Source organism: Brachybacterium sp. AOP24-D1-21 (assembly GCF_052378665.1).
GTDB lineage: Bacteria > Actinomycetota > Actinomycetes > Actinomycetales > Dermabacteraceae > Brachybacterium.
The window spans coordinates 468,130-488,215 of the sequence record NZ_JBQSXX010000001.1 but is presented as its reverse complement, the minus strand read 5'-3'; the positions used below and the strand labels follow the sequence as shown (position 1 = coordinate 488,215).

Here is a 20,086-nt window from a genome sequence, read left to right as displayed (position 1 = left end):
CACAAGACCGGGCACAGTGTCAGACCGGGTCCGGCACGAGGCCGGACTCAGCACGGGGCCGGACTCAGCACGGGGCCGGACTCAGCACGGGGTCGGACCTAGCGCGAGGGCGGACCCAGCAGGAGATCGAGCCTGGAGAACGACGAAGCCCCCTGGCGTACCAGGGGGCTTCGTGGTGGTGGCTCCGACCGGCGTCGATCCGGTGACCTTTCGATTTTCAGTCGAACGCTCTACCAACTGAGCTACAGAGCCGCGGCCGCCGAGGCGACCAGGGAACAGAGTACCAGGCGGGAGAGGCCGGCACCTCACCAGATCGGCGTGGTGTAAGGCACGCCACGAGACGCGGTCGGGCCGAGGATTCTGCTCAGGAGACCTGGACGATCGCCTTGCCGAAGTTCCGGCCCCGCAGCATGCCCGCGAACGCCTCCGGGGCGCGGTCGAGCCCTTCGGTGATGTCCTCGGTGTGCTGCACCTGGCCGGAGGCGAGCCACCCGGTCATGTCCCGCAGGAAGTCCTCGAACATCGCCGAGACGAACTCGCGCTGGATGAATCCGCGCAGGGTGAGGCTCTTCGCGAGGATGGCGCCCATGAGCTGCCCGCTGCGGTCGGGGCCCTCGGGCAGCGAGGTCGCGTTGTAGTTCGCGGCCAGCCCGCATACCGGCACTCGCGCGAACTCGTTGAGCTGTGGCAGCACCGCGTCCCACACTGTGCCGCCGACGTTCTCGCAGTACACATCGATGCCGTCGGGGGCGGCCGCGGCGAGCCTGCCGGCCAGGTCCGGGGCCCGGTGGTCGAGCGCCGCGTCGAAGCCGAGCTCCTGCAGGCGTGCGACCTTCTGCTCGCCGCCGGCGATGCCGATCGCGCGGGCACCGTGGATCTTCGCGATCTGGCCCACGGCAGAGCCGACCGGCCCGGTGGCCGCCGCGACCGCGACGGTCTCCCCGGGCTGGGGCTTTCCGATCGCGAGCAGACCGGCGTAGGCGGTGAAGCCGGGCATGCCGAGCACCCCGAGAGCGGTCGTGACCGGGGCGGCGGCGGGGTCCAGGCGGCGCAGCTGCGCGGCGGGTTCGACGCTGTACTCCTGCCAGCCGCCGTAGGAGAGGACGGTGTCGCCCGGCGCGAAGCCGTCGGCCGCGGACTCGACCACCTCGGAGACGGTGCCGCCGACGATCACGTCCCCGACCTCCATCGGCGACGCATAGGACTTCGCGGCGCTCATCCGGCCGCGGACATAGGGGTCCAAGGACAGGTAGCGGGTGCGCAGCAGCACCTGGCCCGCCTCGGGGGACCGGACCTCGCTCACGTCGCGCGTGAAGTCGTCGGGGACGGGCTCGCCCTGGGGGCGTGAGGCGAGGCGGATGCGGTGATTGCGCAGGGAGGTGCTCATCCCTCGAGCGTAAGGGGAAACGAGCGGAGGGGGTGAGCTGCGAGCGGTGGCATATGCCCCGCTAGGGGACTCGAACCTGCGTCGGCTGCTGGGGGATCCAGAGAACGAAGCAGGCCCCGGAACGATGTTCCGGGGCCTGCTTTCGATGGCGACCCTGACCGGGCTTGAACCGGCGACCTCCGCCGTGACAGGGCGGCACTCTAACCAACTGAGCTACAGGGCCATGCGTGTCTGTGCGCTTCGCGTACTCGCTTCGACTCGAATAACTCTACCGGATGTTCAGATGGCTCTCGACCAAACTGGCTGTGAGCCGTCTCGCACTTCCGTTTCGCCTGGTCCGGACGTTTCCGTCGCACCTGGAGCGAAGTACCCCCAACGGGATTCGAACCCGTGTCGCCGGCGTGAAAGGCCGGTGTCCTAGGCCACTGGACGATGGGGGCCCGGGCAGCAGAACTGCCCGACGCAGAGCATACCCATCTCTGGCGATCTATGCCTCCGGGTTCGGCATGGATGCGTCGTATCCGACACGATGCGGCGCAGTTCCAGGCTGTCGCGTCACGTCCCGCGCGCAGCCCGCCACGTACGGCCCGCGCATGGTTCGATGGCTCCATGATCCGGATCAGTCGCGAGGAGTTCGAGGAAGCGGTCGATGACGCCCTGGACTCGCTGCCCGAGGAGATCGCCCGCGCCATCGCCGAGGCGAATGTTGTGATCCTGGTGGAGGAGGAGCCGTCACCGGAGCAGGCCGACGGTCGCGAGCTGCTGGGCCTGTACGAGGGGATCCCGCTGGACAAGCGCTCGGTCTTCGACGGCTACGCCCAGCCGGATCGGATCTTCATCTTCCGCGGCCCGCTCCAGCGCCATGCCATCTCCCGCGAACACCTGGTCCGGGAGATCGCGGTGACCGTGCTGCATGAGCTCGGCCACCTGTTCGGGATCAGCGACGCCCGCCTCCACGAGCTCGGCTGGGGCTGACCCGTGAGGACTGCTGCCGGGTCGCTCAGACCTGGTCGGCGTCGAGGTCCGTGAGCCCGGCCTCATGGGCGATGATCGCGATCTGCACGCGGTTGGTGCAGTCGAGCTTCGCGAAGATCTTCGAGACGTGCGCCTTCACCGTCGCCTCGCTCATGAACAGCCGCATCCCGATCTGGGCGTTGGACAGTCCCGCGCCGACCGCGCCGAGCACCTCGGTCTCGCGCTCGGTGAGCTGATCGAGCCCGGGGTGCTGCTCCTGGCGCGAGCCCGGATTGGCGTCGGAGAAGTGCGAGAGCATCCGTCGGGTGACGGTGGGGGAGAGCATGGCCTCGCCTCCGGCGACCACATGGACTGCACGGGCGAGGTCCTGGGGCGGAGTGTCCTTGAGCAGGAAGCCGCTGGCTCCGGCCTCGAGCGCCTGGAAGACGTACTCATCCATGTCGAACGTCGTCAACATGATGATCTTGGGCGGGTTCGGCAGGGCGCTGACCGCGCGGGTCGCGGCGATCCCGTCGAGCTTCGGCATACGCACATCCATCAGCAGCACGTCCGGGCGGTGCTTCTGCACCAGTGTCACCGCCTCCGCGCCATCGCTGCCCTGACCCACCACCTCGATGGCCGGATCAGCTCCCAGGATCATCGCCAGCCCAGCACGCACCAGGGAGTCGTCGTCGATCAGTCCTACACGAGTCACGTCGCCGTCGGCCACGGGATCACCGCCCTCACTTCGAAGCGTCCGTCGTCGGTGGGGCCCGACGTGATGGTGCCACCCGCGTGGGTGACACGGGTCTCGATGCCCGACAGGCCCATCCGGGCCCCGGGAAGATCCGTCGTGAACCCCTTGGGGAGAACATTACTGACCTCGATCACCAGCTCGATGCCGGGCTCGCCGATCAGCGCCACCCGCGCCTTGGTGTGCAGGGCGTGCTTATGGATGTTGGTCAGCCCCTCCTGCACCACCCGGTAGGCGGTGCGCGCGAGCTGATCGGGCACCGGATCGTCGATGAAATCGAAGAGGTCCACGGAGATGCCGGCGTCCTGCGAGGTGGCCACCAGGCGGCGCACGTCCTCCCAGGTGGGCTGCGGTGCCAGAGGCGCCTCCTCCCCATCGCCGCGCAGCACTCCCAGCACCTCGCGCAGCTCCGAGAGCGCGGTCGTCGCGGTCTGCCGGATCAGGCCGGCGGACTGCTGCACCTGGGCGCGCTCGAGATTCGGGTTCACCTCGAGAGCGCCGGCCTGCAGGGCGACCAGCGAGATCTTGTGGGCGACGATGTCGTGCATCTCGCGGGCGATGCGGGTGCGCTCGGCGCGCCGGGCCTGCTCCTCGGCGGCAGCACGTCCGGACTCCGCCTGCTCCGCCCGCTGCTGGAGCTGGGCGAGCAGGGCGCGTCGGGTCGAGGTGTACATCCCGGTCGCGGCTGAGGCGGCGACGATCAGCGTGCTCACCACCAGTCCGGTGATGCCCATGTACGGGCCGGCCCCGACCCAGAGCAGTGAGGGCACCGCCCCGGCGGCCACGGCCAGCGCTGCGACCAGCAGGGTCAGCAGCCGATGGTGGCTGCGGGTTGCGAAGCTGTAGACGACGATGATCAGCACCGAGAGCGCCATCACCGCCGCGTTGAGCACCAGCAGCACGGGCAGCAGCCAGCGCCAGTGCCGATGGCGCAGCAGCAGAGCACTCCCGAGCACGAGCGTCAGGGCGGCGCGCCACGGCTCGAAGGGGGAGGTCACGACGACCAGCTGCGCTATCGCCTCGGCCACGACGACGGCGAGGACGAGCACCTCCTGCCAGCGCTGCCGCCTCGGGGCTCCGGGTTCATCCACGTGGCCACTGTAATCGCGCAGCTCCCGGCCCCCGCCCGGACCAGCAGCGTCCGCCCGGTCCTCGCCCCAGGTCGGGGACGGGATCGACGGAGGTCGCCCCTGCCGTCCCCGTGGACCACCCGCGGCCCGACCTTCGTCGCCACCGGCCTGGCCCCGCGACGCTGTCGCGGCCGCGTGATGCAGGAGGAGTCTCGTCCCATGAGCATCACGACCCCTTCATCCACATCCTCCGGCCCCACCCTCGAGGTGCGCGGCGTGACCAAGCGCTACGGCGAGCGCGCGGCCGTCGACGACCTCAGCTTCGTGTGCCGTCCCGGCACCGTCACCGGCTTCCTCGGCCCCAACGGCGCCGGCAAGTCCACCACGCTGCGCATCCTGACCGGCCTGGCGCAGGCCGACGCCGGCGAGGCGCTCGTGGGCGGGGAGCCCTACCGGCGGCTCTCCCACCCCGCACGCACCATCGGGGTGATGCTCGATGCCCGCGCCCTGCACGGTGGCCGCACCGGCCTGGAGACGCTGCGGCTGACCGCCCGCACGATCGGGATGCCCGCCTCCCGGGCCGACGAGGTGCTCGAGCAGGTGGGTCTCCAGGACGCCGGGGGCAAGCGCGTAGGCGGCTACTCCTATGGCATGCGCCAGCGGCTCGGGATCGGGGTGGCGCTGATCGGTGACCCCGCCGTGCTCGTCCTCGACGAGCCCGCGAACGGCTTGGACCCCGAGGGGATCCGCTGGATGCGCCGCCTGCTGCGCTCCTTCGCCGCAGCCGGCGGCACCGTGCTGCTCTCCAGCCACCAGCTGCGCGAGGTCGAGGCGACGGTGGACCGCCTGGTGGTCATCTCGCAGGGCCGCCTGGTGCGCGAGGGCACCCTCGAGGAGCTGACCACCGACTCGGGCACGGGCACCCGCGTCACCGCACTGGACGCAGCCGCCCTCCTGAAGGCCCTGGACAAGCACGGGATCGCCTATGAGCAGCGCCTCGACGCCGAGCTCGAGGTGAGCCTCGCCCCTGAGGACATGGGACGCCTGGCGCTGCGCGAGCAGCTGGTGCTCACCTCCCTGGGTGCGACCTCCGGCGGCGGGCTCGAGGACCTATTCTTCGCCCTCACCGGCAGCGCCGAGCAGTCCGGTGGCGCGGAGCCCGTGAACGCCGCTGCGTTCTCGGAGACCGCTGCCGCCCCCGAGCCCGCCCCGGCACCGCTGCGCTGATCAGCACCGCGCGGCCCGCCCTGCGCTGGCCGGCACCGCCCGACCCGACCCGCACCGCATTGACCTGAACTGCACTGCACTGCCCCGCACTGACCCACCTGAGGAGTCACCCCATGAGACCCGCCATCGACCTGCGCAGCTTCCTCGACACCCGTGGAGCCGCGTTCCTGCTGACCCTGTCCGTGCTGATCATCGCCGGCTTCGCCGCCCTCGGCGGGCTCATCCAGCCAGCCGTCATGCCGGGCGGCACCTCCGACGTGGAGTTCACCTTCGCCGTCCTCGCACTCCCGCTGAGCCTGATCATCCCCGTGATCACGGTGATGATGGTGGCGGGGGAGTGGTCCGACAAGTCCATCCAGAACACGCTGCTGCAGCGGCCGGGCCGGCTCGCGGTGCTGACCTCGAAGGTGCTCGCCGCCACGGTGGTGTTCCTCGCGCTGATGGCACTGTCCATCGGTCTCGCGGCCGCCGCCACCTGGGTGGGCGGTGAGCTGCTCGGCGAGGGCGCGATCTTCTCCAGCATGGAGGGAGTCCTGACCACCCAGCTGGCGATGATGGCGGCGACGCTGCTGTTCTCCCTGGCGATGGCGATCCTGCTGCAGTCCACGGTGATCGGCCTGGTCACCGCGATCGGAACACCCTTCGTCATCACCACCGCCGGGACCCTCGCGATGGTGTTCGGCTCCGAGGTGATCAGCGACATCATCCGCGCTGTCGACCTGCAGACCGCCGCCATCACCTTCGGCGGCGGGGAGGCGACCGCCTTCGAGCTGCTGCCGCTGCTGCTGCTGGTGATCGTGCCGACCGTGTTCGGGATCCGGCGCTGGAACCGGCGCGAGGTGGGCTGAACGGTCAGGGAGCAGGACATGCGCGGGGCCTAGGATGGCCGGGCCCCGCGCCACCCGCACGCCAAGCCCACCGCATGCCGCGCCCCCGGGCCCTGCGGATCCCGCCGCCCCGCCCGTCCAGCCCGCCTCCCGTACGGACAAGGAACCTGCATGACTCTCGCCGCCCACCCCCGCCTCACGCGTCTCGCCGCCGCGGCAGCCGTGACCATCCTGCTGCTGGCCGGCTGCACCGCGCCCGACGGGGCGCCGGATGACGGTGACGGGGCGAGCGACGGCGGCGGCGCCTCAGCAGCGCCGGGGCCTGCGCCGGACGGGTCTGCACCGGACGGGTCGGCGCTCGAGGAGCTCGGCACCTCCGCCGCCGTGGACCTGCCTGCGGATCCCGCCGAGGATCCCGCCTACGCGGACTACTACGCGCAGGACATCGAGTGGGGACCCTGCGAGGGCGTGGACGGGCCGGACATCGAATGCGGCACGATCGACGTGCCGCTGGTCTGGAACGACCCGGAGGCCGGGGACATCCAGCTCGCGGTAGGACGGATCGCGGCCTCGGGTGAACGGGTCGGCGCCCTGGTCACGAACCCCGGCGGGCCCGGAGGCTCCGGCGTGAACTACCTCGAGAGCATGCCCTACCTGATCTCACCCGAGGTGCGCACCGCCTATGACCTGGTCGGCTTCGACCCGCGCGGGGTCAACCGCTCCGCCGGCATCGAGTGCCTCAGCGACGAGGAGACCGACGAGTACCTCGCGGCCGGAGCGGAGCCCGGCTCTCCGGAGGCCCAGCAGCTCGCCATCGAATGGGGCACCCGCGTCGCCGAAGCCTGCGAAGCGCACTCCGAGGATGTCCTTCCCTATCTCGACACCTATTCCGCCGCTCGCGACATGGACGTGCTGCGTGCGGCGCTCGGCTCCGAGCAGCTGGACTATCTGGGCTACTCCTACGGGACCTATCTCGGCGCCAGCTACGCCGAGCTGTACCCCGCGCGGGTGGGCCACTTCGTGCTCGACGGCGGAATTGACCCCACACTGACCAGCAACGACTTCGCGGCCGGTCAGTCGGAGGGCTTCGAACGCGCCACCGAGGCGTTCCTCGCGGACTGCCTGGAGGCGGGGGAGGGCTGCCCGTTCAAGGGCAGCGAGGAGGACGCCAGGCAGCAGCTGCTCTCCTTCTTCACCGCCGTGGAATCCTCCCCCCTGGACAGCGGGGACCCGGAAAGGCCGCTCACCGGGAGCCTCGCCCGGTCGGCCGTGATGCTGCTGATGTACGACGACGGGCTATGGGACTACGGCCGCGACGCGCTCTCCGCCGCGATGAGCGGGGACGGCTCGCTGCTGCTCTCGATCGCCGACAGCTCCTCCGAACGCTCCGCGGATGGCACCTACCGCACCAACGCGACCTTCGCGCAGGCCGCGGTGAACTGCCTGGACCGCCCCGAGGTCGCCGACGAGGAATGGGTCGCGCAGGAGGCGCAGCGCCTGGCGGAGGAGTTCCCGACCTTCGGCCCGACGTTCAGCGGGAGCGGCTGCGCCCAGTGGCCGGTCCCTGCGCTGCGTGAGCCCGCCCCGATCGCCGCCGAGGGCGCCGGCCCGATCGTGGTCATCGGCACCACCGGTGACCCGGCCACCCCGTACCAGTGGTCGCAGAGCCTCGCCGAGCAGCTCGAGAGCGGTGTGCTGCTGACCTTCGAGGGGCAGGGCCATACCGCCTATGGGCGCTCCGGCGGCTGCATCGAGGAACAGGTCGACGCCTACCTGCTCGAGGGCACCGTGCCGGAGGACGGCCTGACCTGCTGAGCCCGCGGCGGCCGACGGGGTGACACGGATCGCCCCTTCCTGCTTTGCACAGGGCCCTGCAGGTCACGTACAGTGAACCGGTCCGCCGTGCCCCGGCGACGACGCCGCCTTAGCTCAGTCGGTAGAGCGATTCACTCGTAATGAATAGGTCAGGAGTTCGATTCTCCTAGGCGGCTCCGCATGCAGAAGGGCCCCGCTCCTGTGACGCACAGGAGCGGGGCCCTTCCGCAGTTCCGGATGCCGTTCCGGCCGAAGTTCCGGGTGCCGTTCAGACAGCCGGTTCAGACGGCCGGTTTCGCGGGGCTGATGACGAGCTCGTCGATCACCACATGCGGCGGACTGGTCAGCACGAACGACACGGCCCGTCCCACGTCCTCAGGACTGAGCATGACGGCTCTGTCGGCGGCTCCCGGCACCTGCGGCCGCTGGTCCAGGAAGGCGCTGTCGACGTCTCCCGGGCACAGGTGGCAGGCACGGATGCCGTGTTGGTTCTCCTGCGCATTCAGGGTCGCCGCCAGCGGACCGAGCGCCGTCTTCGAGGCGCTGTAGGCCACCCCGGCGTCTGGCGAAAAGCGCCAGGCCGAATACGAGGAGATCAGCACGATCGTGCCCGCGCCGCGCTCCCGCATCCCCGGGAGCGCCGCGTCGATCACCGCCACCGGTCCCAGCAGGTTGATGTCAGTGAGCGCCGCGAACTGCTCGAGGTCCTGATCGCGCCAATAGCGGCGGGGCGCATTCGCCCCGGCCGACAGCACCAGCGCCTCGATGCTCCCGAGCTCCTCGCCGATCCGCACGGCCGCCGCCTTCACGGCTGCGCGATCGGCGACGTCCAGCGGCACCACGAGCGCGGTCCCGCCCGCGGCGCGGATCTCCTCGGCGACCTCCTCGAGCGGCTCGGCACGCCGACCGGACAGCGCCACCGGTCTCCCGTCCTGCGCCGCGAGGAGCGCAGAGGCGCGGCCCATCCCCGATCCCGCGCCGGTCACCCAGACGGTGCGTGCATCCATCGCTGTCTCTCCTTCCGGTCCCTTGACCACGCCCGAAGCAGGGGCGACAGTGGGACCCGGTGTCTGTGGACCCGAGATCGGGTCCCGCCCAGCGTAGAGCGCACTCACGCGCCCGCGCCCGGGAGCCCATGATCCGAGGAGAAGCATGCAGATCGACATGTCAGGGCGCGTCGTGCTCGTCACCGGCGCCGCGCGGGGGATTGGCCGCACCATCGCACAGACCTTCGCCCGGGAGGGAGCGATTGTCGTGGGGCTCGATATCGACCCCGACGCGCTCGCCGAGCTGCGCGAGGAGGGCCTCGCCGAGACGGTCCTGACCTGCGACATCACCGATCCTGAGGCGGTACGGGCGGCGATCGCGAGGATCGAGGAGCGGCACGGCAGGCTCGACGTGCTGGTCAACAACGCCGGCATCAACGCCGAGGGGCCGCTGGAGAGCTTCGACCCCGCGCTGTGGGACCGAGTCTTCGCCGTCAACGTGCGCGGCGTGCTGAACACCTGCCAGGCGGTCATCCCGATGATGAAACGGCAGCAGTCGGGGCGGATCATCAACGCCGCATCGTTCGCGGCGATCATCCCCAGCGTCGAGGCGGCGGCGTACGGCGCCTCCAAGGCCGCCGTGGTGCAGATGACGCGGGTGCTCGCGAGCGAGCTGGGCCCCTGGGGGATCACCGTGAACGCCTACGCGCCCGGCATGATCCCCACCGCGATGAACGGCTTCTCCGCGCTCGACGAGTCCGCGGCGGCGACGAAGCTGGACCAGCTGAGCATTCGCCGCTGGGGGCTGCCAGAGGACGTCGCGAACCTCTGCCTGTTCCTGGCCGGTGACCTCTCCGGCTACATCACCGGTGCACTGCTCGACGTGAGCGGCGGCAAGTTCGCCACCCAGGACCCGGGGGCGGCCTGGCGCATGCCCTGAGGGTCACCCGCGGCGTCGTCACCGGATAGTGACCTCCCCAGAGGGGGAGTCGACGTGAGGTTCGTCACGGCGTGTGGGAGTCTGGTTCGACGCGCATGCTGATGCAAAGCAGCTGTCATGTCCGCTCGTCCCACACGTCGCTCGCTTCTCGCCGGTGCCGGCCTCGGAGCCGGCACCCTCGCCCTCGCCGCCTGCGGAGGCGGCTCCTCGTCCGGCGGAGGTGGCGGTGGGGGCGGCACGCTGATGCTCACCCTCTCGAACCATCCGTGGACCGATGTGGTCAAGGATCTCCTGCCCCGCTTCGAGGAGGAGAGCGGCCTCAAGGTCGAGCTCACCACGCTGGGGGAGGACCAGCTCTCCGATCAGTACAAGGTCCAGCTCAACTCGGGCGCCTCCGACATCGACGTCGCGATGCTGCGCCCCCTGCAGGAGGGCAAGCTGTTCTCCCGCAACGGCTGGCTGCTGCCGCTGGATGACCAGGTCAGCGGCGCGAGCGACTGGAACTGGGACGACTTCCAAGCCCAAGGCGCCGCGACCACCGACGAGGGCATCGTGTGCGTCCCGATCGTGGTCGAGCAGGAGGTCATGTACTACCGCACCGACCTGCTCGAGGCGGCCGGGCTCGAGGTCCCCGCCACCTTCGATGACCTCGAGGCGGCCGCGAAGGCGATCCAGGAGGCGAACGACGGGGTCTTCGGATTCGTCGCCCGCGGGCAGCGCGCCGCGGCGGTCACCCAGTTCTCGAGCTTCCTGTACGGCTACGGCGGAGATTGGGACGACGCCGCCGGAACCGCGACCATCGACACCCCCGAGGCCCGGGCCGCGTACGAGATGTACACCAACCTGCTGCGCAGCTACGGCCCTCCCGGCACCACCAACATGAGCTGGAAGGAGGCCAGCGCCATCTTCCAGCAGGGCCAGGCCGCCTTCTACACCGACGCCAGCGTGTTCTACAACAACATGATCGACGAGACCCAGTCGCGCATCGGCGACACCTTCGCCGTCGCCCCGATGCCCGCCGGGGACGCCGGCTCGAAGCCGTACTCGATCCCGTCCTGGGCACTCGCGATCAACGCCGCCTCAGAGAACACCGAGAACGCCTGGACGTTCATCCAATGGGCGACCTCCGCCGAGATCATGACCGAGATCAGCAAGGCCGGCGTCGCCGGAGCCCGGACCTCGGTCTGGGACGACCCCGACGCCACCTCCGCCTTCCCCGAGAACCTCACCGCGACCATCAAGGCCTCGCTCACCGAAGGCGTGGACCACGACCGGCCGGTCGTGGTCGAGGTTTCGCAGGCACGCGACATCGTCGGCGCCCCGATCCCGATCGGCATCGAGGGCGGCGACCTCGACGCGGCCATCACCACCGCGCAGACTGAATACCAGGCCTTCCTCGACGAGGAGGGCTGAGCCTCCCATGACGGCCGACTCCCAGATCGGGCGGCCGACGGGACACACCGTGTCCGGTGGGGCGCCCGGCTTCTCCGGCTGGGCGAACCGGCACATGAAGTGGCTGTTCGCGCTCCCGGCCCTCCTGTTCACCATCGTGATGGTCGTGTTCCCCGCGATCTACACGCTGATCATGTCGCTCATGGACGCCAGCGGCTCCCTGCAGCGAGGCTTCGGCTTCATCGGCCTGGCGAACTATGTCGAGGTCTTCACCGGCCTGGACCGGTTCTGGCCGGCCGTCTGGCGGACGCTCTACTTCACCGTGATCTGCGTGGGTGTGGAGTTCCTGCTGGGTCTGGCGATCGCTCTGCTGCTGCGACGCCCCTTCCGCGGGCAGGGCTTCGTGCGGGTCGTGATCCTGCTGCCCCTGGTCGCCACGCCGGTGGCTGTGGCGATGATGTGGCTGCTGCTGTTCGAGCCCACCATAGGCTTCGTGAACACCTTCATCGGCTGGTTCGGCCTCCCGCCTCAGGGGTGGATCTCCTCCCCGACCCAGGCGATGCCGACCCTGATGTTCGTCGACATCTGGCAGTGGACCCCGATGGTCACGCTGATCCTGCTGGCCGGGCTCTCCTCCCTGCCGGAGGAGCCGGAGGAGGCGGCCCTGATCGACCGGGCGAACTTCTTCCAGCGGCTGCGCTTCGTGGTGATGCCGCAGCTGATGCCGGTCGTGATCACCGCCGTGCTGCTGCGTTCGATCGACGCGCTGAAGACCTTCGACCTGCTGTACGCGACCAAGGGTCGCGGCGGCGGTTCGTTCCATGAGGCGGAGACGCTGAACATCCTGTCCTACTCGCTGTTCTTCGAGTACAACGAGTACGGCATCGCCTCGGCCGTGCTGGTCGTCTTCTTCCTCCTCATCGTCGGTGCCTCCTGGGCCCTGTTCCGCTTTGCCCAGAGCGGTGATCGCGGATGAGGCGGCAGAAGCTCCTGAAGAACGTGGCGCGCTATGTCGCGATCGGCATCATCGCCCTGGTGTTCCTGTTCCCGCTGCTGTGGATGGGCCTGTCCTCGATCAAGACCAGCCTGGACATCACCGATCCCACGCGACTGTTCCGCTTCACCCCGACGCTGGACAACTTCGTCCGGGTGATGACCGAGGCGCAGTTCGGGTTGTTCATGCTGAACTCACTGGTCGTCGGCGTCGCCGCCGTCGGCCTGTCGCTGCTGCTCGCAGTCCCCGCCGCCTATGTGATGGCGAAGTACGGGATGTCACGGTCATCCGGCATGCTGCTGGTGGCCCGGATCATCCCCGGGGTGTCCCTGCTGGTGCCGTTCTACTACGTGTTCGCGATGCTGGGCTGGGTGGGCGGCTATGCGCCGCTGATCATCTCCCACATGTTCGTCACCATGCCGCTGATCGCCTGGGTGATGCTGTCGTTCTTCGAGTCGCTGCCCAGCGACCTCGAGGAGGCCGGGCTGGTCGACGGCCTCACCAACATCGGGGTCTTCGCGAGGATCGCCCTGCCGCTGTCGACCCCGGGCATCGCGACGGCCTCGATCCTGGCGTTCATCTTCTCCTGGAACAACTTCATGTTCGCGCTGGTGCTGGCCAGTCAGAGCACCCGCACCCTGCCGGTCGCGATCTTCAACTTCATCGCGTACTCCTCGGTGGACTGGGGCGGCCTGATGGCGGCCTCGGTGATCATCACGCTGCCGGTGATCGTGATGGCGCTGTTCACGCAGAAGTACATCGTCTCCGGGCTGACCGCGGGGGCGACCAAGGGCTGAACCGCTGCGCGGGCGTCCCGGCCCTGCCCTCTCCGGACACCCCACACCCTCTCCGGACCTAGACGCTTTCTTGAGATAGTCCAGACAGGGCGCTATGGTGGAGCCATGACGACCACCGCTCACACCTCCGCCCTCCGGGGCGCGGGTCTGCGCGTGACCGCTCCGCGGCTCGCGACGCTGGCGGCGGTCGAGGCGAACCCGCATGCCGATGCGGAGACGATCGCCCGGTCCGTCCGCGAGAGCCTGGGGGCCGTGTCCCGTCAGGCGGTCTATGACGTGCTGAACGCCCTCTCCGATGCAGATCTGCTGCGTCGGGTGTCGGTGGGCGGTCGCAGCATGCAGTACGAGATGCATCGCCACGACAACCACCACCACCTGGTCTGCCGCGAATGCGGCCGGCTCGAGGACGTCCCGTGCGCGGTCGGAGAGGCGCCCTGCTTGACCCCGCACGACTCCCACGGCTTCGACATCGAGATCGCAGATGTCGTCTATCGGGGCGTCTGCTCGGAATGCCGGGCAATCGCGGCGGCGACTACGTCGGCGTCGGCGTCCTCGATCCCCGCCGGACCCGCCTCGACCCCCGCTCCCTGATCCGAGGCCGATGACCTCCGGAATCCTTCCCGGCCCCCGTATCCGAACTTTTTCTCACAGCTTGTCAGAATCCCCCACCACCCAGGAGATGCAGATGACCGACTTCGATCCCACGATCCCGAGCACCACGGAAACCGGCGCTCCCCGCGAGTCCGATGCGCACTCGCTGAGCCTCGGCGCCGACGGCCCGCTGCTGCTCCACGACGTCGCACTGGTCGAGAAGCTCGCCCGCTTCGACCGCGAGCGCGTCCCGGAGCGCAGCCCCCACGCCAAGGGCTCCGGTGCCTTCGGCGAGCTCGAGGTCACCGAGGACGTCTCGCAGTACACCAAGGCGGACCTCTTCCAGCCCGGTCGCAAGACCCCGATGCTGGCCCGCTTCTCCACCGTCGCCGGTGAGCTCGGCTCGCCAGACACCTGGCGCGATGTGCGCGGCTTCGCGCTGAAGTTCTACACCCAGCAGGGCAACTTCGACATCGTCGGCAACAACACCCCGATCTTCTTCCTGCGCGACCCGATGAAGTTCCCCGACTTCATCCACTCCCAGAAGCGCACCCCGGACTCGGGCCTGCGCTCGAACCAGATGCAGTGGGACTTCTGGTCCAACTCCCCGGAGTCCGCGCACCAGGTGACCTACCTGATGGGTGAGCGCGGCCTGCCCAAGTCCTGGCGCCACATGAACGGCTACGGCTCGCACACCTACATGTGGGTCAACGAGTCCGGTGAGAAGTTCTGGATCAAGTACCACTTCCACACCGACCAGGGCATGGAGTTCCTCAGCAACGAGGAGGCCGAGAAGCTGGCCGGCTCCGACGGCGACTACCACCGCCGGGACCTCTTCGACGCCATCGCGCGCGGCGAGAACCCCAGCTGGACCATGTCCGTCCAGGTGATCCCCTATGAGGACGCGAAGAACTACCGCTTCAACATCTTCGACCTCACCAAGACCGTCCCGCACGCGGACTACCCGCTGATCAAGGTCGGCAAGTTCACCCTGAACAAGAACCCGCAGAACCACTACGCGCAGATCGAGCAGGCGGCCTTCAGCCCCGGCAACACCGTGCCGGGCACGGGCGTCTCCCCGGACAAGATGCTGCTGGGCCGCGTCTTCTCCTACCCGGACGCACAGCGCCACCGCATCGGCACCAACTTCAACCAGCTGCCCGTGAACCAGCCGGTGGTCCCCACGAACTCCTACGACAAGGAGGGGTTCATGCAGTTCCTGCACAGCGGGGACGCACCGGTGTACGCGCCGAACTCCTACGGTCGCGCCTACCAGGACGAGCAGGGACCGGTCGACAACGGCTGGGAGGCCGATGGCGAGATGGTGCGCGCCGCGTACACCCTCCACGCCGAGGACAGCGACTTCATCCAGCCCGGCATCCTGGTGCGCGAGGTGTACAACGACGCCCAGCGCGACCAGTTCGTCGAGACCGTCTCCGGTGCGCTGAGCACGGTCGAGGAGCCGGTGCTGAGCAAGGCCCTCCAGTACTGGAAGAACGTCGACACCACGATCGGTGAGCGCATCGCGCTGGCCGTGAACACCGCCAAGGGTGACGAGCAGCCCGGCGGGGATCCGCTGAACGCCTGATCCACAGCAGTCAGGGCCGGGTCGGGGCGACATGCCCCGGCCCGGCCCTTTCATGTCTGCTGCCTGCAGTGGCCCGCGACTGCCGTGGCCCGCGACTGCCATGCCCCGCGCCTGCAGTGCCTCGTGCTTGACGTGTCTGCCGTGCCTCGTGCCTGCCGCCCGCCGGAGTCGGCTCACCGGGGTCGGCTCAGACGACGAGGACCTCGCAGTCGGCGGAGAGCAGGAGCTTCTGGACGGTCAGGCCCAGCAGGTGACGGGCGAGCTCCTGGCGTCGGCGCACTCCCAGCACCAGCAGCTCCGCCTTCTCCTCCTCCTGCACCTGCAGCAGCACATCGGCGATGTCGTCGTCGGTGGTCTCCTGGCGGAAGGCGACCCGCACGCGGGCGTGCCGCAGCTGGTCACGAGCGATCTCGAGCTGCTGTTCGTCGGCGTGACGGGGATCCGCTCCGACCCCCTCGCGCAGAACGTTGACCACGATCAGCGGCCCACCTCGCTGCTCCGCCTCGTCGCGGGCTGCGGACAGCGCCTTGAAACCCACGTCAGTGGGGATGAATCCGACGACGACGGCCATCTGCTCTCCTCGGGTGGGGTCCGGGCGGCGGCCGCCGCTCGGTGTGCGCGGCCTGGCCAGATCCTACTGGTCGCCGGGCGGTATGCGGGGGGACCGGCGGCGATAAGGCCCTTGGCCGGTATGCCAGCAGGGTCAGACCCGTCCGCCTGCAGGGCACGACTCGTGCGCCTGCAGGGCCCGACTTGTGCGACGACGAGCCCGGCCCGGGCGACGATAGGCAGGCAGTGCCTATGCGCGACGCTGGCCGGAGAGCTTCTGGATCTCGTCCATGATTCTGGCGTTCAGGATCCGGCGCCGCACTCCCTTGGACGCGGTGGGGTCGATGTCTTCGAGGTGGATCGGGGTGCCGATGCGCACGGTGATGGCGCCGCGGTGGGGGAGCAGCCGCGAGAACATGTGCTGGGTGCCCTTGAGTCCGACGGGGATCACGGGGCAGCCGGACTCGACGGCGAGCCAGGCGGCGCCCTGCTTCCCCGGATGCAGCAGGCCGTCCCGGGAACGGGTGCCCTCGGGATAGATCGCGAAGCCGTCGCCGTCGCGGAGGATCGTGAGCCCGGCCTGGAGGGCACCCTTCCCGGAGGACAGGGCCTCGCGATCCACCGGGACTGCCTCGACGGCCTCGAAGAACCAGCGCAGGACGCGCCCGCGGATCCCCTTCTGCGTCCACAGGGTGTCCTTGGCGACGAAGCGGATCTGCCGGGGCAGCGCCACGGGCAGCACGAAGCTGTCGATGTTGGCGAGATGGTTGGAGGCGATCACGAAACCGCCCTCGCGCGGGACGTTCTCGATCCCGGAGACCCGAGGGTTCCAGAAGAGCTTGACGAAGGGGCGCGAGATGTTGCGGGCGCCGAAGTAGAAGCGTCTTGCCACGTGGTCCTCCTGAGACGTGCTGATCCGCGCCCCACGATAATCCTGGTCCGGTGGTTCCTGTGCCGATCGCCGCGTGACCTCCGTCCCTGCGTCGCAGGTCGCGCCGGGGGAGCGGCTCGGCCCGGCATCACCGGGGTGTGGTAGAACAGGCGTGCGCTCCGTGCCGTCCGGAGCGCACTGTCGGAACGGCCCGGCGCCCGCCGAGGATCCCGCGGAGCTGCCGCCGACCCCGTCCGAGCCCGAGGAGCCAGTCGATGCCCAAGACCCTGAACATTGCCGTGATCGGCGCCGGAACCATGGCCCAGGCCGTGCACCTCCCGGTGCTGCGCAGGCGCTGGGACCGTTTCACGATCGCCGCGCTGGTGGATCACTCCCCGCGTCGGCGCCGCGAGTCTTCCGAGGTGTGGGGGATCGAGGAGGACAAGCGCTACGAGACGGTCGCGGATCTGATCGCGGCGGTGCGCGCCAAGACCCTCGCGATCGACGCCGCGCTGCTGTCCACCGACGGGCTGCATGTCGAGGACCTGCTGACGCTCATGCGCCGCGGCATCCCGGTGCTCGTGGAGCCGCCGGTGGGCTTCTCCGCAGACGAGGTCGAGCAGGTCGCCGGCTTCGAGCGGATGACGGGCCGACGCCTGCTGATGATGGCCTATCCCCAGCAGTACGACGACTCCGTGACCCGCATGTCCGAGCACATCCCCGTCAAGGATCTGCGGATGGTGGATCACGAGGTGCTGATGCCTGCGAGCCAGCCGCTGTTCGGCAGTGCCCACGTGACCACGGCCTCGTACGATCTGCCCACCGAGGTGCGCTCGCAGCGGCGCAAGGCCCTCCAGGCCGCGGTCGAGGCGGGCGCGGGCGCGGGTGCGACTCAGCGCGACCGTGATCTCTATGTCAAGGGCCTGCTGACGGGCGTGGCGCATCAGATGGCCGTGATCGAGGCGGCCTATGGCCCGATCGCGCGCCTGGTCGCGGTGAGGCACTGGCCCAAGGGAGTGATCCCCGGCTCGATCGAGCTGCTCGGCGAGCTGGACGGCGGGGCACAGGTGCGCCTGGTGTGGCACTACCTGCCGTTCGCCCCGGAGTACTCCGAGAGCGTGCAGGTGCTCTCGGCGCGACGACGGATGCGCGTGGAGCTGCCCGCCCCCTCGCACAGCGACGTCCGCTCGACGATCTCCCTGCGGGAGAAGAAGTCGGGCGTGGTCCAGGAGACCTCGACCACGGCTCCCAAGGGGGCGGTGGAGCTCATGTGGGAGGCCTTCCACGCCTTCGTGGAGAAGGGCAAGCAGCCGGTCTCGGGTGCTGCCGAGGCGGCAGCCCAGGTGACGTTGCTGCGCGAGGTGCTCTCGAGCATTGTCGGCGCGGATGGTCGCAGCCTCGAGGCTGAGAAGGACGCCGCCGACGACGAGGCTCACGACGCAGCGCCTGGTGATGAGGTGCTGGGCGATGAGGCAGTGGAGGGCGAGGCACGGGAGGACGAGGCGCCTGAGCCAGCTGCTGTGGGTGGCGCGACCGCCCAGGGCGAACCCGAGCTGATCGTGGAGATCGCCGAGCCCGCAGCGGAGGCCCCTGGAACCGCAGCTGCAACAGCAACAGCAACAGCAACAGCAGCCGACGACGACGCGACGGCGACGGCCGATGACGATCCAGCGGCAACCGACGACGCGGCCCTCGCCGCCGATGCGACAGCTGCCGCGCCCGAGAGCGCGGAGCCTCTGGGAGATGCGCAGGGGGAGGAGGTCGTCGACGTGTGGCATCTGAGCGGGGAGACCCCGGCCGACGGCGCGGCTGGCAGCGTAGCGCCGGAGGCTCCTGCGCCGAATGGTCCCGCGGCTGACGGCCCTGAGGTTGACGCCCCCGCGGCTGACGGCACTGAGGCTGGCGCCCATGCAACTGGCGACCCTGCGGCTGGCGACCCTGCGGTCGACGGCCCGACGCTGGCGGCTCCCGCCCCAGAGGACCCTCGCTCCTGACTCCTGACCGCGCACGAGTGCTGAGAACCCCCGCCGCCCACTGGGCCGCGGGGGTTCTCGCGTCCAGGCGATCCCGGATCCCAGAGGGGATGACGCGGGCGGGCGCGGGCAACGCCGGGGCTCGCGCGGATCTCGCAGTGGGCCCGTGTCGGACCCTCCGACGGCCCCGGAAGACGACACGCCGACGACACGCCGAGCCGACTGTCGGGACACGCCGACGACACGCCGAGCGTCCTCTCGGACATGCCGGGGACCTACCTCACTACTTCGCGCTGCGGGAGGTCGCGGGGAGCGGCGTCATCCACCGCAGGAACGGGCTGTCGGACCCCTCATCCACACTGCTCTGTGCACGCATCCTCGGATTTCGTGCGTGGCCCAGCCCTTCGTCCCCAACCCTGCAGATCTATCCACAGCCCATCAACAGTCGATTGTGGATGACAGTGTTGTAACTCAGTACATCTTGTGGTCGTCGCGCCGGGTCACCACTAGGTGTAGTGTTGACGCAGTCGCACCGTACCGGGTCACCGGAGGTCGGGCGGCGCACCGGAACTCATCGCTGCGCCCCTGATCCACGGCTCCGGAGCGTGGCGGCACGGTCCTTCGGACCTCCCCCGGACAACCCGTGAAGCTCCCGTCCTGCGCCCCGGCGCGGCGCTCGTGAAAGGCCCCTCCCTTGGACATCACCGTGTACTCGAAGCCCCTCTGCGTCCAGTGCGATGCGACCAAGCGCGCCCTGAACAAGGCGGGCGTCGCCTACGACGTCGTCGACGTCACCGAGGACGACGCGGCACGCGAGCGCATCATGAACCTCGGGTACCTCCAGGCCCCCGTGGTCATCGCAGGACAGGACCACTGGTCCGGCTTCCGCCCCGACAAGATCAAGACCCTCGTGGGTGCCGGCGCACAGCGCCAGGCCACCGCCATCTGATCGGGCCCGGGAGGCGTCGGCGTGGCGAACCTCGTCTACTTCTCCTCGGTGTCCGGCAACACCAAGCGCTTCGTCGAGAAGCTCGGGATGCCGGCACGCCGGGTCCCGCTCTACCCCCGGGATGAGCACCTCGTCGTCGACGAGGACTTCGTCCTGGTGGTTCCGACCTACGGAGGGGGCAACGGCCGTGGCGCCGTCCCCAAGCAGGTCATCAAGTTCCTCAACGACGAACGCAACCGGAAGCACATCCGAGGCGTGATCGGTGCGGGGAACACCAACTTCGGAGAGGCCTACTGCTTGGCCGGCGACATCATCGCCCGCAAGTGCGAGGTCCCCCATATGTACAAGTTCGAACTGTTCGGCACTCCGCGCGATGTGACGCGGGTCCACGACGGATTGGAAGAGTTTTGGCGACACTGACC

The 20,086-nt window shown here is 69.5% G+C and carries 19 protein-coding genes and 4 tRNA genes; 14 read left to right on the top strand and 9 right to left on the bottom strand.

What is annotated here, in order from left to right:
- Nucleotides 1-176 precede the first annotated feature (176 nt).
- The 4 genes from ACT3UF_RS02340 to ACT3UF_RS02325 all read right to left on the bottom strand — a co-directional run bounded on the left by ACT3UF_RS02340 (nucleotide 177) and on the right by ACT3UF_RS02325 (nucleotide 1,827).
- Nucleotides 177-252: transfer RNA gene (locus ACT3UF_RS02340), tRNA-Phe, on the bottom strand.
- Between the two features lie 112 nt (nucleotides 253-364).
- Nucleotides 365-1,387, bottom strand: coding sequence for an NADP-dependent oxidoreductase (locus ACT3UF_RS02335; RefSeq protein ID WP_444607982.1), 1,023 nt, complete (start codon nucleotides 1,385-1,387; stop codon nucleotides 365-367).
- 146 nt (nucleotides 1,388-1,533) lie between these two features.
- Nucleotides 1,534-1,610: transfer RNA gene (locus tag ACT3UF_RS02330), tRNA-Asp, on the bottom strand.
- 144 nt (nucleotides 1,611-1,754) lie between these two features.
- Nucleotides 1,755-1,827, bottom strand: a tRNA-Glu gene (locus tag ACT3UF_RS02325).
- Between the two features lie 169 nt (nucleotides 1,828-1,996).
- On the opposite strand from ACT3UF_RS02325, the gene ACT3UF_RS02320 reads away from it, so the two are divergent.
- Nucleotides 1,997-2,362 (top strand): metallopeptidase family protein, encoded by a 366-nt coding sequence (locus ACT3UF_RS02320; RefSeq protein ID WP_441443115.1) that lies wholly within the window; start codon nucleotides 1,997-1,999, stop codon nucleotides 2,360-2,362.
- A gap of 25 nt (nucleotides 2,363-2,387) precedes the next feature.
- Here ACT3UF_RS02320 and ACT3UF_RS02315 read toward each other — a convergent pair whose 3' ends face one another.
- The gene (locus ACT3UF_RS02315) at nucleotides 2,388-3,056 is read right to left on the bottom strand and encodes a response regulator (RefSeq protein WP_441443114.1); all 669 of its coding nucleotides are present in this window, start codon (nucleotides 3,054-3,056) and stop codon (nucleotides 2,388-2,390) included.
- Nucleotides 3,053-4,186, bottom strand: coding sequence for a sensor histidine kinase (locus ACT3UF_RS02310; protein ID WP_441443113.1), 1,134 nt, complete (start codon nucleotides 4,184-4,186; stop codon nucleotides 3,053-3,055). The genes ACT3UF_RS02315 and ACT3UF_RS02310 overlap by 4 nt, the downstream gene beginning before the upstream one ends.
- A gap of 198 nt (nucleotides 4,187-4,384) precedes the next feature.
- Here ACT3UF_RS02310 and ACT3UF_RS02305 point away from each other — a divergent pair, with 198 nt between their 5' ends.
- The 4 genes from ACT3UF_RS02305 to ACT3UF_RS02290 all read left to right on the top strand — a co-directional run bounded on the left by ACT3UF_RS02305 (nucleotide 4,385) and on the right by ACT3UF_RS02290 (nucleotide 8,210).
- A complete protein-coding gene (locus ACT3UF_RS02305; RefSeq protein ID WP_441443112.1) occupies nucleotides 4,385-5,392 on the top strand; it encodes an ABC transporter ATP-binding protein in 1,008 nt (335 codons plus the stop codon).
- Nucleotides 5,393-5,505: 113 nt separating this feature from the next.
- Nucleotides 5,506-6,240: an ABC transporter permease gene (locus ACT3UF_RS02300; protein ID WP_441443111.1), complete on the top strand. Its 735-nt coding sequence runs from the start codon at nucleotides 5,506-5,508 to the stop codon at nucleotides 6,238-6,240.
- 150 nt (nucleotides 6,241-6,390) lie between these two features.
- The gene (locus ACT3UF_RS02295) at nucleotides 6,391-8,034 is read left to right on the top strand and encodes an alpha/beta hydrolase (RefSeq protein WP_441443110.1); all 1,644 of its coding nucleotides are present in this window, start codon (nucleotides 6,391-6,393) and stop codon (nucleotides 8,032-8,034) included.
- 103 nt (nucleotides 8,035-8,137) lie between these two features.
- A tRNA-Thr gene (locus ACT3UF_RS02290) sits at nucleotides 8,138-8,210 on the top strand.
- Between the two features lie 105 nt (nucleotides 8,211-8,315).
- Here ACT3UF_RS02290 and ACT3UF_RS02285 read toward each other — a convergent pair.
- Entirely contained in the window at nucleotides 8,316-9,041 is a 726-nt protein-coding gene (locus tag ACT3UF_RS02285) for an SDR family oxidoreductase (protein WP_441443109.1), read from the bottom strand.
- Nucleotides 9,042-9,186: 145 nt separating this feature from the next.
- Between ACT3UF_RS02285 and ACT3UF_RS02280 the strand changes: the two genes are divergently transcribed.
- The 6 genes from ACT3UF_RS02280 to ACT3UF_RS02255 all read left to right on the top strand — a co-directional run bounded on the left by ACT3UF_RS02280 (nucleotide 9,187) and on the right by ACT3UF_RS02255 (nucleotide 15,322).
- Entirely contained in the window at nucleotides 9,187-9,960 is a 774-nt protein-coding gene (locus ACT3UF_RS02280; protein ID WP_441443108.1) for an SDR family NAD(P)-dependent oxidoreductase, read from the top strand.
- 117 nt (nucleotides 9,961-10,077) lie between these two features.
- Entirely contained in the window at nucleotides 10,078-11,373 is a 1,296-nt protein-coding gene (locus ACT3UF_RS02275) for an ABC transporter substrate-binding protein (protein ID WP_441443107.1), read from the top strand.
- Between the two features lie 7 nt (nucleotides 11,374-11,380).
- A complete protein-coding gene (locus tag ACT3UF_RS02270) occupies nucleotides 11,381-12,328 on the top strand; it encodes a carbohydrate ABC transporter permease (protein ID WP_444607981.1) in 948 nt (315 codons plus the stop codon).
- The gene (locus ACT3UF_RS02265; protein ID WP_441443105.1) at nucleotides 12,325-13,143 is read left to right on the top strand and encodes a carbohydrate ABC transporter permease; all 819 of its coding nucleotides are present in this window, start codon (nucleotides 12,325-12,327) and stop codon (nucleotides 13,141-13,143) included. The genes ACT3UF_RS02270 and ACT3UF_RS02265 overlap by 4 nt, the downstream gene beginning before the upstream one ends.
- Nucleotides 13,144-13,248: 105 nt before the next feature.
- Entirely contained in the window at nucleotides 13,249-13,734 is a 486-nt protein-coding gene (locus ACT3UF_RS02260) for a Fur family transcriptional regulator (RefSeq protein WP_444599167.1), read from the top strand.
- A gap of 94 nt (nucleotides 13,735-13,828) precedes the next feature.
- On the top strand, nucleotides 13,829-15,322 hold the full coding sequence (locus ACT3UF_RS02255; RefSeq protein ID WP_441443103.1) for a catalase: 1,494 nt from the start codon (nucleotides 13,829-13,831) through the stop codon (nucleotides 15,320-15,322).
- A gap of 187 nt (nucleotides 15,323-15,509) precedes the next feature.
- On the opposite strand, the gene ACT3UF_RS02250 is transcribed toward ACT3UF_RS02255, so the two are convergent.
- Nucleotides 15,510-15,893: a universal stress protein gene (locus ACT3UF_RS02250; protein ID WP_442331848.1), complete on the bottom strand. Its 384-nt coding sequence runs from the start codon at nucleotides 15,891-15,893 to the stop codon at nucleotides 15,510-15,512.
- Between the two features lie 228 nt (nucleotides 15,894-16,121).
- Nucleotides 16,122-16,763: a lysophospholipid acyltransferase family protein gene (locus tag ACT3UF_RS02245; RefSeq protein ID WP_441443101.1), complete on the bottom strand. Its 642-nt coding sequence runs from the start codon at nucleotides 16,761-16,763 to the stop codon at nucleotides 16,122-16,124.
- Between the two features lie 254 nt (nucleotides 16,764-17,017).
- On the opposite strand from ACT3UF_RS02245, the gene ACT3UF_RS02240 reads away from it, so the two are divergent.
- The 3 genes from ACT3UF_RS02240 to nrdI all read left to right on the top strand — a co-directional run bounded on the left by ACT3UF_RS02240 (nucleotide 17,018) and on the right by nrdI (nucleotide 20,084).
- The gene (locus ACT3UF_RS02240) at nucleotides 17,018-18,736 is read left to right on the top strand and encodes a Gfo/Idh/MocA family oxidoreductase (RefSeq protein ID WP_441443100.1); all 1,719 of its coding nucleotides are present in this window, start codon (nucleotides 17,018-17,020) and stop codon (nucleotides 18,734-18,736) included.
- Nucleotides 18,737-19,409: 673 nt separating this feature from the next.
- Nucleotides 19,410-19,664 carry a glutaredoxin-like protein NrdH gene (gene nrdH, locus ACT3UF_RS02235; RefSeq protein ID WP_345076650.1) on the top strand — a complete coding sequence of 85 codons (255 nt, stop codon included), beginning with the start codon at nucleotides 19,410-19,412 and terminating at the stop codon, nucleotides 19,662-19,664.
- Between the two features lie 21 nt (nucleotides 19,665-19,685).
- Nucleotides 19,686-20,084, top strand: coding sequence for a class Ib ribonucleoside-diphosphate reductase assembly flavoprotein NrdI (nrdI, locus tag ACT3UF_RS02230; protein WP_441443099.1), 399 nt, complete (start codon nucleotides 19,686-19,688; stop codon nucleotides 20,082-20,084).
- Nucleotides 20,085-20,086: the final 2 nt, after the last annotated feature.